Below are 15597 nucleotides of genomic sequence, written 5' to 3'. Positions count from 1 at the left end.
TTCTATATATAGTAGAAAGATGTTTAAATGGGTTTAAATGATTGGTGAAGATAGTTCTTTGAATTGTCGGGGAGTTGTTAATTCCGTGTGATTTTGTTTACTAGGTGCAGGGGTTATCTATTGTGGATTTTACGCTACGTGTTTTTATATTTATTACGCGTTCACCGGTAATCTTAAAGTTTTCACCTGTAAATGATGATTTTTCACCTCTAAATAGGTTTGACCACCTATTATAACGAGTTCACCACCTGTAACCGATCTGTTTTCACCTGAAGTGCGCTATAACGTCATTTCACACACAAAAAAAACACCCTCCAAAAGGAGAGTGTTTTTATAAAAGAGTAATAAGATTACTCAGTGATTGTTGCAACTACGCCTGCACCAACTGTACGTCCACCTTCACGAATAGAGAACTTAGTTCCTTCTTCGATAGCGATTGGAGCGATTAGTTCTACAGTCATCTCAACGTTATCTCCAGGCATAACCATTTCTACGCCTTCAGGAAGTTGGATGATACCAGTTACGTCAGTTGTACGGAAGTAGAACTGAGGACGGTAGTTAGAGAAGAATGGAGTGTGACGTCCACCCTCTTCTTTTGAAAGAACATAAACTTCTGATTTGAACTTAGTGTGAGCTTTAACAGTACCTGGCTTAGCAAGAACTTGTCCACGCTCAACATCTTCACGAGAAACCCCACGAAGAAGTGCACCAATGTTGTCACCAGCTTCAGCATAGTCAAGAAGCTTACGGAACATTTCAACACCTGTTACAGTTGTTGATTTTGGCTCTTCAGTAAGACCAAGGATCTCAACTACGTCACCAACTTTTACTACACCACGCTCAACACGTCCAGTAGCAACTGTACCACGACCAGTGATTGAGAATACATCCTCAACTGGCATCATGAATGGCTTTTCAGTGTCACGTGGAGGAGTTGGGATATAAGAATCTACAGCATCCATTAGCTCATAGATTTTAGCTTCCCAATCAGCGTCTCCTTCAAGAGCTTTAAGAGCAGAACCTTTGATTACAGGAATGTCATCTCCTGGGAAGTCATACTCAGAAAGAAGGTCACGAACTTCCATTTCTACTAGCTCAAGAAGTTCTTCGTCGTCTACCATGTCACACTTGTTCATGAATACAACAAGGTAAGGTACACCTACTTGACGAGAAAGAAGGATGTGCTCACGAGTTTGTGGCATTGGACCGTCAGCAGCAGATACTACTAGGATCCCACCATCCATTTGTGCTGCACCAGTGATCATGTTTTTAACATAGTCAGCATGTCCTGGGCAGTCTACGTGTGCATAGTGACGAGAATCAGTTTCATACTCAACGTGTGCAGTTGAGATTGTGATTCCACGTTCGCGCTCTTCTGGAGCACCGTCGATTTGGTCATAAGCCATTGCTACACCCTTACCGTTTTTCTTAGCAAGAACAGTAGTGATAGCAGCTGTTAAAGTTGTTTTACCATGGTCAACGTGACCGATAGTACCAATGTTAGCATGCGTTTTGGAACGATCAAATTTCTCTTTACCCATGAGAAAGATTCCTCCTTAAATATGTTTACATATAGTAGATTTTTTTATTTAAAACAGACAGTTTGTACTGCCCATTTTAGATTACATGAAAATGTTGTTTCTTACAACCGAAGAGATTAAGCTCCAGTTGATTTTTTGATGATTTCTTCAGAGATTGACTTAGGTACTTCTTCGTAGTGATCGAAGTGCATTGAGTAAGTACCGCGGCCTTGTGTACGAGAACGCAAGCTAGTTGCATATCCGAACATCTCAGCAAGTGGAACCATCGCTTTAACGATTTGTGCGTTACCACGAGCTTCCATACCTTCAACACGTCCACGACGAGAAGTTACGTCACCCATGATATCACCCATGTACTCTTCAGGAACCGTTACTTCAACTTTCATGATCGGCTCAAGAATTGCAGGGTCACACTTTGATTTAGCGTTTTTAAGAGCCATTGAACCGGCAATCTTAAACGCCATTTCGTTGGAGTCAACATCATGGTATGATCCATCAACGATACGAGCTTTAAGGTCAAGTAATGGGAAACCAGCAAGCATTCCGTTTTTCATTGATTCTTCGATACCAGCTTGAACTGCAGGGATGTATTCACGAGGAACTGCCCCACCAACGATTTTGTTTTCAAATACGAATCCAGATCCTTCATCACCTGGCTCGAATTCAATCCAAACGTGACCGTATTGTCCACGACCACCGGACTGACGAACGAATTTACCTTCGACTTTAGCAGCTTGGCGAATTGTTTCACGGTAAGCAACCTGAGGAGCACCCACGTTAGCTTCTACCTTGAATTCACGGCGCATACGGTCAACTAGGATATCAAGGTGAAGCTCACCCATACCTGCGATGATCGTTTGTCCAGTTTCTTCGTTTGTTTCAGTACGGAATGTTGGATCTTCTTCAGCTAGCTTAGCAAGCGCCATACCCATCTTGTCTTGGTCTGCTTTAGACTTCGGCTCGATAGATAGTGAGATAACTGGCTCTGGGAATACCATGGATTCTAAGATAACAAGGTTCTTTTCATCACAAAGTGTATCACCAGTTGTAGTGTCTTTAAGACCTACAGCAGCTGCGATATCTCCAGCGTATACGATAGAGATCTCTTCACGGGAGTTTGCGTGCATTTGAAGGATACGTCCAACACGCTCGCGCTTTCCTTTAGTAGAGTTCTGTACGTATGATCCAGAGTTTAGTGTACCTGAGTACACACGGAAGAATGTTAACTTACCAACATAAGGGTCAGTCATAACTTTAAATGCAAGTGCAGAGAATGGTGCTTCGTCACTTGATTCACGAGTTACTTCTTCTTCAGAGTCAGGAAGTACACCTTTAATTGCTGGTACATCGATTGGCGATGGAAGGTAATCAAGAACCGCGTCTAGCATAAGCTGAACACCTTTGTTCTTAAATGCCGAACCACACATTACTGGGTAGAACTCAACGTTACAAGTTCCTTGACGGATACCTGCTTTAAGTTCTTCGTTCGTAATTTCTTCGCCTTCTAAGTACTTCATCATCATTTCTTCATCTAGCTCAGCAACCGCTTCGATAAGTTTCCCACGGTATTCTTCAGCTAAAGGCATGTGCTCTTCCGGAATATCACGAACTTCGATATCAGTACCAAGGTCGTTTCCGTAGAATACAGCTTTCATTTCGATAAGGTCGATGATTGCTTCGAATTGGTCTTCCGCACCGATCGGTAATTGGATCGGGTGAGCGTTAGCACCTAGACGGTCATGAATCGTTTTTACGGAGTATAAGAAATCCGCACCGATCTTGTCCATTTTGTTTACGAATACTACACGAGGTACCCCGTAAGTAGTCGCTTGACGCCAAACTGTTTCTGTTTGTGGTTCAACACCTGATTGAGCATCAAGTAATGCAACCGCTCCGTCTAATACACGTAATGAACGTTCTACTTCAACTGTAAAGTCTACGTGTCCTGGTGTATCAATGATGTTGACACGGTGACCTTTCCATTGAGCAGTAGTAGCAGCGGAAGTAATCGTGATTCCACGCTCTTGTTCCTGCTCCATCCAGTCCATTTGTGAAGCTCCTTCATGAGTTTCACCGATTTTGTGGATACGGCCAGTATAGTAAAGAACACGTTCAGTAGTCGTTGTTTTACCAGCATCGATGTGAGCCATGATACCGATATTACGAGTATTTTTTAAGGAGAATTCTCTAGCCATGAATTTCTCTCCTTCCCTTTTTAAAAGGAATTTTTATAGTGTTTTAGAGACAGTCCGAGAACTGTCTCTATTATGATTTTACCAACGGTAGTGAGCAAACGCTTTGTTTGCTTCTGCCATTTTGTGCATATCTTCGCGCTTCTTAACTGAAGCACCAGTGTTATTAGCAGCATCCATGATCTCATACGCAAGACGTTCTTCCATTGTCTTTTCTCCGCGTAGACGAGAGTAGTTCGTTAGGTAACGAAGTCCTAGTGTTGTACGACGCTCTGGGCGAACTTCAACTGGTACTTGGTAGTTAGCTCCACCAACACGGCGAGCACGAACTTCAAGAACTGGCATGATATTTTTAAGAGCTTGTTCAAACACTTCCATAGGATCTTGGTTCGTACGTTCTTTAATAAGATCGAACGCATTGTACAAGATTGTTTGAGCTACCCCTCTCTTACCGTCAATCATAATTTTATTGATTAGACGAGTTACAAGCTTAGACTTGTAAATTGGATCAGGTAACACATCACGACGAGCAACAGGTCCTTTACGTGGCATGTGGTCCCCTCCTTTCTGATAGTTGTTTAGTTTATTTTAAAAATATTACTTCTTAGCTTCCTTTGGACGCTTCGTTCCGTATTTAGAACGACCTTGCATACGGTTGTTAACACCAGCCGTATCAAGAGCACCACGAACGATGTGGTAACGTACCCCCGGTAAATCTTTTACACGTCCTCCACGGATAAGAACAACACTGTGCTCTTGAAGGTTGTGGCCGATACCAGGAATGTAAGCTGTAACTTCGATTCCGTTAGTTAGACGAACACGCGCATATTTACGAAGCGCCGAGTTCGGCTTCTTAGGAGTCATAGTACCAACACGTGTACAAACTCCACGCTTTTGCGGAGATGAAACGTTAGTTTGGGACTTTTTGAAGCTGTTGTAACCTTTGTTTAACGCAGGAGAGTCAGATTTCTTTGATTTAGAAACACGACCTTTGCGAACTAATTGGTTAATTGTAGGCATTTTGTATTTCCTCCTCTCTTTTTTCGTAATACCACCGACCCAGGTGGTTCATTTTAGGACAAAAGAAAGTTTTTGCGAGAGGAGCGATATTGATGCCCATCGCAAAAACATGAATTTTATCCTTTTATCGCAACAGTTGCGGCCCCGACATCTATACCGCATGCTTTTCCAAGCTTTTTCATGGAATCAACCTTTACGATCGGTACGTGCTTCTCTTCGGCAATCTGCAAAACTTTGCTCGTTACTCGAAAATCAGCGTCATCCGCAACGACCAGCTCTTTGACCTCGCCGTTCTGTAAAGCTTTGATTGTTTGCTTAGTACCTACGATAATTTCAGAAGCCTGTGTCACTTTTTCATAAGACATACGAATATCCTCCAAAGTAACAAATCTTAGGAGCACATCCGTAATCATATCACCGATGCGCTCCCGATGTCAACATTTCATTTATTAATCTTGAGAAACAAGTTCTGTAGGCAATTCTGCCTCTTCATTGTTCTCATCTTCAACTACTGGAGAGTTGATTCCAATGTTTCTGTAACGGTTCATACCCGTTCCAGCCGGGATCAGCTTACCAATAATAACATTTTCCTTAAGTCCGAGTAATTCGTCACGCTTACCTTTGATGGCAGCATCCGTAAGAACTCGAGTTGTCTCTTGGAATGATGCAGCAGATAAGAATGATTCTGTCTCAAGAGATGCTTTTGTAATACCAAGAAGCACCGGACGACCTGTAGCAGGAGTTCCACCTTCAAGAAGTACACTACGGTTAACATCCGTAAAGGCATGAATATCCATAAGAGCTCCTGGAAGTACTTGTGAATCACCAGAATCGATGATACGCACTTTACGAAGCATCTGGCGAACCATAACCTCAACGTGCTTATCTCCGATTTCTACCCCTTGCATACGGTAAACTTTCTGTACCTCACGCAATAGGTATTCTTGTACGCCTTCTGCACCACGTACTTTAATTAATTCTTTAGGGTCGATCGAACCTTCCGTCAATACTTGACCGGCAGTTACTTTATCGCCTTCGACCGCTTTAATGCGGGCGCCGAAAGGAATCGTGTAAGATCTAGATTCGATTTCACCTTGAACGACTACTTCACGCTTATCTTTATTGTCGTTCACACCAACAACCGTACCTTCAAGCTCAGAGATAACCGCTTGACCTTTCGGGTTACGTGCTTCAAACAATTCTTGGATACGCGGAAGACCTTGTGTGATATCATCTCCTGCTACCCCACCTGTATGGAAGGTACGCATTGTAAGCTGTGTACCTGGCTCACCGATGGATTGAGCAGCGATAATTCCAACAGCTTCCCCAACTTCAACGTCAGAGCCTGTTGCAAGGTTACGTCCATAACATTTCTTACAAACACCGTGACGAGTGTCACAAGTAAATACAGAACGGATCGTTACTGCTTTCACGCCTACTTCTTCAATATGAGCGGCCATGTCTTCAGTAATCAACTGATTAACGTCTGCAAGAAGTTCTTTTGTTTCAGGATGGTATACCTTTTTATAAGCAGTACGACCGATCAAACGCTCATGAAGAGGTTCGATTACTTCGTTGCCTTCTTTAATAGCTGCAACTTCTAAGCCACGGTCGGTTCCACAGTCATCTTCACGTACGATAACATCTTGAGCAACGTCAACCAAACGACGAGTAAGGTAACCTGAGTCAGCTGTTTTAAGGGCTGTATCGGCAAGACCTTTACGCGCTCCGTGAGTAGAGATAAAGTACTCGAGTACTGTTAGACCTTCACGGAAACTTGATTTGATTGGAAGCTCGATGATTTTACCAGCCGGGTTGGCCATCAGACCACGCATACCAGCTAACTGTGTAAAGTTAGATGCGTTACCACGGGCACCGGAGTCACTCATCATAAAGATTGGGTTTCGCTTATCAAGTGTACCCATCAATTTGTTTTGGATTTCGTCTTTCGCCAAACTCCAAACATTGATTACACGCTCATAACGCTCTTCTTCCGTGATTAGACCACGTCTGAATTGCTTTGTAACGTTAACTACTTTTTCTTCGGCTACAGCAAGGATCTCTTGCTTTTCAGGTAATACAACGATATCGGATACACCGATCGTGATACCAGCGCGCGTAGAATATTTAAATCCTAAGTCCTTCATGCGGTCAAGCATCTTAGACGTTTCAGTAATCTTAAAGCGTTTGAATACTTCCGCGATAATCTTACCTAGGATTCCTTTCTTAAATGGAACAATTTCCTCATGCTTCTGAATTTCTTCTTTTACATTGGCAGCCGGATCTAAGAAGTACTTTTCAGGTGTTTCCACTTGAAGGTTCGTCGTAGTCGGTTCGTTAATGTAAGGGAATGACGGAGGCAGGATCTCGTTGAATAACAACTTACCTACTGTCGTCATAAGAAGCTTAGATTGCTGTTCATCTGTGAAAGTTTCTTTATTTAAGCTGGATACCGGTACTGCAATACGAGAATGCAAGTGCACGAATCCATTTTCATAAGCGATGATCGCTTCGTTGATATCTTTAAATACAGACCCTTCACCAATAGCTCCTTCACGTTCAAGAGTTAGGTAATAGTTACCTAAAACCATATCCTGTGATGGTGTAACTACTGGCTTACCATCTTTCGGGTTCAAGATGTTTTGTGCAGCTAGCATTAAGATACGAGCCTCTGCTTGTGCTTCAGCAGATAAAGGAACGTGGACCGCCATTTGGTCACCGTCAAAGTCAGCGTTGTAAGCTGTACATACGAGCGGGTGAAGACGGATTGCACGACCTTCTACAAGCGTAGGTTCGAATGCTTGGATACCAAGTCTGTGAAGTGTAGGTGCACGGTTTAGTAGAACTGGGTGTTCACGAATAACTTCTTCTAAAACATCCCAAACTTCTGGCTGAACGCGCTCTACTTTGCGTTTTGCACTCTTGATGTTGTGTGCAAGACCTTTTGAAACTAGCTCTTTCATAACAAATGGTTTAAAGAGCTCAAGTGCCATCTCTTTAGGAAGACCACATTGGTACATCTTTAAGTTCGGACCTACTACGATAACCGAACGTCCAGAGTAGTCAACACGTTTACCTAGCAAGTTTTGACGGAAACGACCTTGTTTCCCTTTCAGCATGTGTGAAAGTGATTTTAACGGACGATTTCCTGGTCCAGTAACCGGACGGCCACGACGACCATTATCGATTAATGCATCGACTGCTTCTTGAAGCATACGTTTTTCATTTTGAACGATAATGTTAGGAGCACCTAGGTCTAATAGACGCTTCAAACGGTTGTTACGGTTGATAACACGACGGTAAAGGTCGTTAAGATCAGATGTGGCAAAACGTCCACCATCAAGCTGAACCATAGGACGCAATTCCGGTGGAATAACCGGAAGCACTTCTAGAATCATCCAATCAGCATGGTTGCCCGAGTGACGGAATGCTTCTAGTACTTCTAAACGCTTAATCGCACGTGTACGGCGTTGACCTTGTGCTGTTTTAAGCTCTTCTTTTAACATCTCTACTTCTTTTTCAGCATCGATGTCTTCTAAAAGACGTTTGATCGCTTCTGCACCCATTTGTGCAGTGAAACCTTTTCCATACTTTTCACGGTATGTGCGGTATTCCTTCTCTGAAAGCAGTTGTTTCTTCTCAAGAGGAGTATCTCCTGTATCAGTAACAACGTATGAAGCAAAATAGATTACTTCTTCTAATGCTCTTGGAGACATATCCAAAACAAGACCCATACGGCTTGGGATACCTTTGAAGTACCAAATGTGAGACACAGGAGCAGCAAGCTCGATGTGACCCATACGGTCACGTCGAACTTTAGCTCTTGTTACTTCAACACCACAACGGTCACAAACCACGCCTTTATAACGGACGCGCTTATACTTTCCGCAATGACATTCCCAGTCTTTTGTAGGACCGAAAATTCTTTCACAGAACAAGCCGTCTTTTTCAGGCTTAAGTGTACGGTAGTTGATTGTTTCAGGTTTTTTTACTTCCCCTCTTGACCACGACCGGATTTTGTCCGGTGAAGCAAGACCAATTTTCATATATTCAAAATTATTTACGTCTATCAAGGAGCGTACCTCCCTTTTGATATCCTGTTTTAGTCATTCGAAGTGTAAGACTCAAGATTTAGATTTAATTTCTCGCTTGCCTGATCGTCTTCATCATCAAGCTCTCTCATTTCAATTTCCTTGTCATCTCCAGAACAGATTTTAACGTCCATTCCAAGAGATTGAAGTTCTTTGATCAATACTTTAAATGATTCTGGAACACCTGGTTCAGGAACGTTTTCACCTTTAACGATGGCTTCATACGTTTTCACACGGCCGACAACATCATCGGATTTAACCGTAAGAATTTCCTGTAGTGTGTATGCAGCACCATATGCTTCGAGCGCCCATACTTCCATCTCACCGAAACGCTGACCTCCAAATTGTGCTTTACCACCAAGAGGCTGTTGTGTAACAAGTGAGTAAGGTCCAGTTGAACGAGCATGTAGCTTGTCATCGACCATGTGAGCCAGTTTGATCATATACATAACCCCAACTGATACACGGTTATCAAACGCAGCACCTGTACGTCCATCATAAAGTACCGTTTTACCATCGCGAGCCATTCCTGCTTCTTCGATAGTAGACCAAACATCTTCCTCACGCGCTCCATCGAATACCGGTGTAGCGACATGAATGCCTAGCTGACGAGCAGCCATTCCAAGGTGAAGCTCCAATACCTGCCCGATGTTCATACGAGAAGGTACCCCTAGTGGGTTTAACATGATGTCAACTGGTGTTCCATCTGGAAGATAAGGCATATCTTCTTCAGGCATAATTTTAGAAATTACACCCTTGTTTCCGTGACGGCCGGCCATCTTATCTCCTTCATGAATCTTACGTTTTTGCACGATATATGCTCGAACGAGTTGATTCACACCTGGAGGTAGTTCATCGCCATCTTCACGGTTAAACACTTTAACGTCAAGGATGATTCCATCTCCACCGTGAGGTACACGCAATGATGTATCGCGGACTTCACGAGCTTTTTCACCGAAGATCGCATGTAATAGACGTTCTTCAGCTGTTAATTCAGTTACACCCTTAGGCGTTACTTTACCAACTAAGATATCTCCATCTTTAACTTCCGCACCAACACGGATGATTCCGCGTTCGTCCAGGTTGCGCAATGCATCTTCTCCGACGTTTGGAATATCACGAGTGATTTCTTCCGGTCCGAGTTTCGTATCACGCGCTTCTGATTCATACTCTTCAATATGGATCGAAGTATAAACGTCGTCTTTAACAAGACGCTCACTCATGATAACAGCATCCTCGTAGTTGTAACCTTCCCAAGTCATGAAGGCAACAAGAACGTTACGACCTAATGCAAGTTCACCTAGTTCCATTGAAGGTCCATCCGCTAAGATTTCTCCTTTTGTCACGCGGTTTCCTGTGCTTACGATCGGACGCTGGTTATAACACGTTCCTTGGTTGGAACGAATAAACTTAAGCATGTTGTAAGTGTCAAGGTCGCCTGAAACTTCCTTGCCATCTACTTCTTTAATGCGGCGTACTTGAACTTGTTTAGCAGTAACGCGTTCAACAATTCCTTCGTGCTTACAGATAACTGCAGCTCCGGAGTCTTTTGCTGAAACGTGCTCCATTCCTGTACCAACGATTGGTGATTCAGGAACAAGTAGAGGTACAGCCTGACGTTGCATGTTCGCTCCCATTAGGGCACGGTTGGAGTCATCATTCTCTAAGAACGGAATACAAGCTGTCGCAGCAGATACTACCTGTTTCGGCGATACATCCATATAATCGATGCGTTCGCGTTTAACAACAGTGTTATCTCCACGGAAACGTGCGATTACGTCTTCGTTCATGAACTCTCCGTTATCACCTAAGATCGAGTTCGCCTGTGCAACTACGTATAAATCTTCTTCATCAGCAGTCAAGTAATCAATGCGGCTCGTTACACGACCTGTTTCAGGATCAACCCGACGGTACGGTGTTTCGATAAATCCATATTGGTTCACTTTTGCGTAAGAAGAAAGTGAGTTGATCAAACCGATGTTCGGACCCTCTGGCGTCTCAATCGGACACATACGACCGTAGTGAGAGTAGTGAACGTCACGAACTTCAAAGCCTGCACGTTCACGTGTAAGACCACCTGGCCCTAATGCTGATAGACGACGTTTGTGCGTCAATTCTGCTAACGGGTTCGTTTGATCCATGAACTGTGAAAGCTGAGAGCTTCCGAAGAACTCTTTAATAGAGGCAATTACAGGACGAATGTTGATCAACGCTTGTGGTGTGATCGCGTTTGTGTCTTGAATCGACATACGCTCACGCACAACACGTTCCATTCTGGAAAGTCCGATTCTGAATTGGTTTTGAAGAAGCTCACCAACAGAACGTAGACGACGGTTTCCAAGATGGTCAATATCATCTGTAGTACCTACTTGATGCAACAAGTTGAAGAAGTAGTTAATAGAAGCGATAATGTCAGAAACTGTGATGTTTTTAACTTCTTTATCAACAAGTCCGTTTCCGATAACATTAATGATTCTTTCACCCTCTTGATCATCAGGCGCATAGATTTTGATAGATTGAAGAGCGATATCCTGATCTTCAGCCACTCCTCCTGCTGGTGTTACGGTTTTAAAGCCTACACCACTCTCAAGAGCAGGGATAATCTTATCTAGCGTTCTACGGTCAAGAAGCGTACCTTCTTCAGCGATCACTTCACCAGTTTCAGCATCAACAAGCGTTTCAGCTAGTTTTTGGTTGAAGAGACGATTCTTTATATGAAGCTTTTTATTGATTTTATAGCGTCCAACGTTAGCTAAGTCATAGCGTTTAGGATCAAAGAACCTAGAATCTAATAAACTTTTTGCATTATCTACTGTTGGAGGCTCTCCCGGACGAAGACGCTCATAGATTTCGAGAAGGGCTTTTTCTGTTCCTTCTGTATTATCCTTATCTAGCGTGTTGCGAAGATACTCGTCTTCTCCAAGCAAATCAATGATTTCTTGATCAGACCCAAACCCTAAAGCACGAAGCAATACGGTAATAGGGATTTTTCTTGTGCGGTCAATACGCACATAAACTACGTCCTTAGCATCTGTTTCGAACTCCAGCCAAGCACCGCGGTTTGGAATGACAGTAGCGGTAAAACCTTTTTTACCGTTTTTGTCGATTTTCTCACTATAGTAAACACTTGGTGAACGAACGAGCTGTGATACAATTACACGCTCTGCCCCGTTGATCACAAAGGTTCCCGTATCTGTCATTAACGGGAAATCTCCCATAAATACTTCCTGCTCTTTTACTTCGCCCGTCTCTTTATTGATCAGACGCACTTTCACACGAAGCGGAGCAGCGTAAGTAACATCGCGCTCTTTTGATTCATCTACAGGATACTTCGGCTCACCTAAGTTATAATCAATAAACTCTAAAACGAGGTTCCCTGTAAAATCTTCAATCGGCGAAATGTCTCGGAACATTTCACGTAACCCCTCATCAAGAAACCATTGATAGGAAGCGGTTTGAATTTCAATTAAGTTTGGTAATTCAAGCACTTCGCTAATCCTTGCATAACTTCTTCGTTGGCGGTGGCGTCCAAACTGAACTAGTTGACCTGTCAACTGCTTCACCCCTCAAATCCAGCGTTTTTTTCGTGTATCATATTTCTATCTAACATTCTATTAAGAAGGTTAGAAAACAAAAAGAAAAAGGGTTTCATATTTTTAAAACCGCAGTTTTCCTATTTTGATAAAAGCTATTATATAATTTTGTCCAACTTTTTCGCATTCTATACGTCTAAACATGAGTAAAAAACGTTGATTTATCAACGTTTTTTCGCTTACCACGAAAAATAAGCAGCAAAATGCGAATCCATTGGCATTTTATAATACTAACATACGGGATTTATCAAGTCAAACTTTTATTGCACGTAAAATAAAGTAGCCTTTTTTCTTAGCAACCGTTTCAACTTGACCAAATAATTGTTCCATTTTATCCATAGCAGATGGTGCACCTTGTTTCTTTTGAATAACTACCCACAACTCGCCACCAACGCAAAGTTTGTGATAAGCTTCTTCAAAAATTTGATGAACAACTGACTTACCTGCACGAATCGGCGGATTTGTGATAACAGCAGCGAACTCTTCATCCTTCACTTCTGCAAACAAGTAACTTTTATAGATCTTAACGTTATCTACCTTGTTCTTATCTGCGTTCAGTTTAGCAAGCTCAACTGCTCTTTCATTGATATCCACCATTTGAACAACACGATCTTGTTCCGCTCTAGCAAGCGAAAGTCCGATCGGTCCGTATCCGCATCCTACATCTATATAATCACCAGATACTTCTGGAGGTACAAAGGACTCTATTAAAACGCGACTGCCAAAATCTACTTCTTTTTTTGAAAAGACACCAGCATCTGTCGTAAAACGAAATTTTTCGCCGTTTAATAAAAAATCCCATGTTTCTCGTTTACTTTCTGTACCAGGTGTTTCAGAGTAATAGTGGTTTTTCATTGTCTTAAAACTCTCCTTACCTTCTGATAAAGACAGTATTCCCGTTCCAAATTTCTTTAACGGTCTATCTATAAAGATGCTCGTGTGAGTAGTTGATTTCCACTCCAGGTTGCTCGCTTTCCACGGGGCGTCCGGTGAGCCTCCTGCCGCTTCGCGCCATTAGGAGTCTCCACCTGACCACTCGTCCCGTAGGAGTCTCGCACCTTGCATTTCAATCAACTTGCATAAGACGAGAATTGCAACACTCTTCTAGAAGAAAGCCTTCTAAAAAATTAAGCGAAACAAACAAAAAGGTCCGCCATCGGGCGAACCTTTTCTTTTGAATTACTTAACTTCAACAGAAGCTCCAACTTCTTCAAGTTTAGCTTTGATTTCTTCAGCTTCGTCTTTAGATACGCCTTCTTTAACTGGCTTAGGAGCACCGTCAACAAGTTCTTTCGCTTCTTTAAGGCCAAGACCTGTAAGTTCACGAACAACTTTGATAACTTTAATTTTTGAAGCTCCACCGCTTGCAAGAATTACGTCGAATTCAGTTTGTTCAGCAGCAGCGTCTCCACCAGCAGCTCCACCAGCTACAGCTACAGGAGCAGCAGCAGTTACACCAAACTCTTCTTCGATTGCTTTTACTAGGTCGTTAAGCTCTAAAACAGTCATTGTTTTTAAGCTTTCAATGATTTGCTCTTTAGACATTATAATTTCCTCCTTATGGAATGTAAGTTATTGGTTGAAGATAAGACTTATGCGCCTTGTTCTTCTTTTTGTTCTGCAACGGCTTTAGTAGCCAACGCAAAGTTGCGGATAGGTGCTTGAAGCACGCTGAGTACCATAGAAAGAAGACCTTCTCTTGATGGAAGTTCAGCAAGAGCTTTCACTTCTTCTAGAGACGCGATACGTCCTTCGATTACACCAGCTTTGATCTCAAGCGCTTCGTGTTTCTTAGCGAAGTCGTTAAGAATCTTAGCAGGAGCTACAACATCTTCATTCGAGAATGCGATCGCTGTAGGACCAGTTAAGTGTTCTGATAGGTTAAGGTCGTTTTCTTCAGCTGCGCGAACTACCATTGAGTTTTTGTAAACTTTAAACTCGATGCCAGCATCACGTAGTGACTTACGAAGTTCAGTAACCTCAGAAACAGTAAGACCACGGTAGTCAACAAGGATTGTTGATTGGCTATTTTTGATTTTCTCAGAAATAGTGGATACTAACTGCTTTTTTGTTTCTAAAATGCTGCTCATTATTACACCTCCTGTAAAATGATTGCATCACCGCAGGTTTTGTCCAAAAACAAAGCCTCCATGTCGAGACATGGAGGCGTGAGTATCTAAAGTCATAAGTAATTAACTAATGAGCTTATCGATGCTTCACCTCGGCAGGAAGATTTAAGCCAGTTGGCTCCTGCTGTCTACGGCATTCATCTGATGCGTTTGTGTTTAACAGTATATAATATAACGGGTCGAAACCCGTTTGTCAACTATCGTTTTACAGCAAATGAAGATGGATTAACTTTGATCCCAGGTCCCATAGTAGAAGAAACAGCTACGTTCTTCATGTAAGTTCCCTTTGCAGCTGCAGGCTTAACTTTCAACAATGTTTCGATGATTGTGTTAAGGTTTTCTGCAAGCTTTTCAGCTTCGAAAGATACTTTACCGATTGGAACGTGTACGTTACCAGTCTTGTCGACACGGTATTCTACTTTACCAGCTTTGATTTCGTTAATCGCTTTTTCAACTTCAAATGTAACTGTTCCTGTTTTAGGGTTAGGCATTAATCCTTTAGGCCCTAGAACACGTCCAAGTTTACCAACTTCAGCCATCATGTCCGGAGTAGCAACGATTACGTCGAACTCGAACCAACCTTGTTGGATTTTGTTGATGTAGTCAGAATCGCCAACGTGATCTGCTCCAGCAGCTTCAGCTTCTTTTGCTTTTTCACCTTTTGCGAATACTAATACACGTTGAGTCTTACCAGTTCCGTTTGGAAGCACTACTGCTCCACGAACTTGTTGGTCAGCTTTCTTCGTGTCTACACCTAAACGAACTGCAACTTCTACAGACTCGTCAAATTTTGCAGGAGCAGCTTTTTTAACTAGCTCGATCGCTTCTGCAGCGTCATATGCTTTTGTGCGGTCTACTAATTTAGCCGCTTCTTGGTACTTCTTACCTTTGTTTGCCATTGTATTGTCCTCCTTATGTGGTTTAGCGGATATTCCTCCCACTTATTGCACTAAAAAATATAGTGCAATTACACGCATTGCATGAATAAAGGTTGCGAACCGTTTGACGGGTAGGATATCAATCCATTTACT

General features: G+C 42.5%; 11 protein-coding genes and 1 other annotated feature. All 11 genes read right to left on the bottom strand.

Annotated features, from left to right (window positions below; all coding sequences use genetic code 11):
* Window positions 1–350 precede the first annotated feature (350 nt).
* The gene (tuf, locus tag ABE65_RS00590) at window positions 351–1541 is read right to left on the bottom strand and encodes an elongation factor Tu (RefSeq protein ID WP_066390665.1); all 1191 of its coding nucleotides are present in this window, start codon (window positions 1539–1541) and stop codon (window positions 351–353) included.
* 116 nt (window positions 1542–1657) lie between these two features.
* Window positions 1658–3736 carry an elongation factor G gene (fusA, locus tag ABE65_RS00585; RefSeq protein ID WP_066390663.1) on the bottom strand — a complete coding sequence of 693 codons (2079 nt, stop codon included), beginning with the start codon at window positions 3734–3736 and terminating at the stop codon, window positions 1658–1660.
* A 78-nt stretch (window positions 3737–3814) separates the two neighbouring features.
* Window positions 3815–4285: a 30S ribosomal protein S7 gene (rpsG, locus tag ABE65_RS00580; RefSeq protein ID WP_066237973.1), complete on the bottom strand. Its 471-nt coding sequence runs from the start codon at window positions 4283–4285 to the stop codon at window positions 3815–3817.
* 45 nt (window positions 4286–4330) lie between these two features.
* Window positions 4331–4753, bottom strand: a complete 423-nt coding sequence (rpsL, locus tag ABE65_RS00575; protein WP_066390653.1) for a 30S ribosomal protein S12 — start codon at window positions 4751–4753, stop codon at window positions 4331–4333.
* A gap of 116 nt (window positions 4754–4869) precedes the next feature.
* The gene (locus ABE65_RS00570; protein ID WP_066390650.1) at window positions 4870–5118 is read right to left on the bottom strand and encodes a 50S ribosomal protein L7ae-like protein; all 249 of its coding nucleotides are present in this window, start codon (window positions 5116–5118) and stop codon (window positions 4870–4872) included.
* An 84-nt stretch (window positions 5119–5202) separates the two neighbouring features.
* Entirely contained in the window at window positions 5203–8826 is a 3624-nt protein-coding gene (rpoC, locus tag ABE65_RS00565) for a DNA-directed RNA polymerase subunit beta' (protein WP_066390649.1), read from the bottom strand.
* 29 nt (window positions 8827–8855) lie between these two features.
* Window positions 8856–12398, bottom strand: coding sequence for a DNA-directed RNA polymerase subunit beta (gene rpoB / locus ABE65_RS00560; protein WP_066390648.1), 3543 nt, complete (start codon window positions 12396–12398; stop codon window positions 8856–8858).
* Between the two features lie 291 nt (window positions 12399–12689).
* Window positions 12690–13292: a class I SAM-dependent methyltransferase gene (locus ABE65_RS00555; protein ID WP_066390638.1), complete on the bottom strand. Its 603-nt coding sequence runs from the start codon at window positions 13290–13292 to the stop codon at window positions 12690–12692.
* 324 nt (window positions 13293–13616) lie between these two features.
* Window positions 13617–13982, bottom strand: a complete 366-nt coding sequence (gene rplL, locus ABE65_RS00550) for a 50S ribosomal protein L7/L12 (protein ID WP_066237995.1) — start codon at window positions 13980–13982, stop codon at window positions 13617–13619.
* Window positions 13983–14029: 47 nt separating this feature from the next.
* Window positions 14030–14527, bottom strand: coding sequence for a 50S ribosomal protein L10 (rplJ, locus tag ABE65_RS00545; RefSeq protein WP_066285506.1), 498 nt, complete (start codon window positions 14525–14527; stop codon window positions 14030–14032).
* Between the two features lie 39 nt (window positions 14528–14566).
* Window positions 14567–14718: a sequence feature (ribosomal protein L10 leader region), on the bottom strand.
* Window positions 14719–14763: 45 nt separating this feature from the next.
* Complete coding sequence (gene rplA, locus ABE65_RS00540; RefSeq protein WP_066390636.1) at window positions 14764–15465, bottom strand: 50S ribosomal protein L1; 702 nt, start codon at window positions 15463–15465, stop codon at window positions 14764–14766.
* Window positions 15466–15597: the final 132 nt, after the last annotated feature.

It is taken from the genome of Fictibacillus phosphorivorans, assembly GCF_001629705.1.
Taxonomy (GTDB): domain Bacteria; phylum Bacillota; class Bacilli; order Bacillales; family Fictibacillaceae; genus Fictibacillus; species Fictibacillus phosphorivorans_A.
The sequence above is the reverse complement of the archived record's forward strand: the minus strand, read 5'-3'. Positions and strand labels throughout refer to the sequence as shown.

Bases quoted from the DNA above. Each gene is read 5' to 3' on its own strand.
- tuf (WP_066390665.1), bottom strand. From the start codon at position 1,541: ATGGGTAAAGAGAAATTTGATCGTTCCAAAACGCATGCTAACATTGGT.
- fusA (WP_066390663.1), bottom strand. From the start codon at position 3,736: ATGGCTAGAGAATTCTCCTTAAAAAATACTCGTAATATCGGTATCATG.
- rpsG (WP_066237973.1), bottom strand. From the start codon at position 4,285: ATGCCACGTAAAGGACCTGTTGCTCGTCGTGATGTGTTACCTGATCCA.
- rpsL (WP_066390653.1), bottom strand. From the start codon at position 4,753: ATGCCTACAATTAACCAATTAGTTCGCAAAGGTCGTGTTTCTAAATCA.
- ABE65_RS00570 (WP_066390650.1), bottom strand. From the start codon at position 5,118: ATGTCTTATGAAAAAGTGACACAGGCTTCTGAAATTATCGTAGGTACT.
- ABE65_RS00555 (WP_066390638.1), bottom strand. From the start codon at position 13,292: ATGAAAAACCACTATTACTCTGAAACACCTGGTACAGAAAGTAAACGA.
- rplL (WP_066237995.1), bottom strand. From the start codon at position 13,982: ATGTCTAAAGAGCAAATCATTGAAAGCTTAAAAACAATGACTGTTTTA.
- rplJ (WP_066285506.1), bottom strand. From the start codon at position 14,527: ATGAGCAGCATTTTAGAAACAAAAAAGCAGTTAGTATCCACTATTTCT.
- rplA (WP_066390636.1), bottom strand. From the start codon at position 15,465: ATGGCAAACAAAGGTAAGAAGTACCAAGAAGCGGCTAAATTAGTAGAC.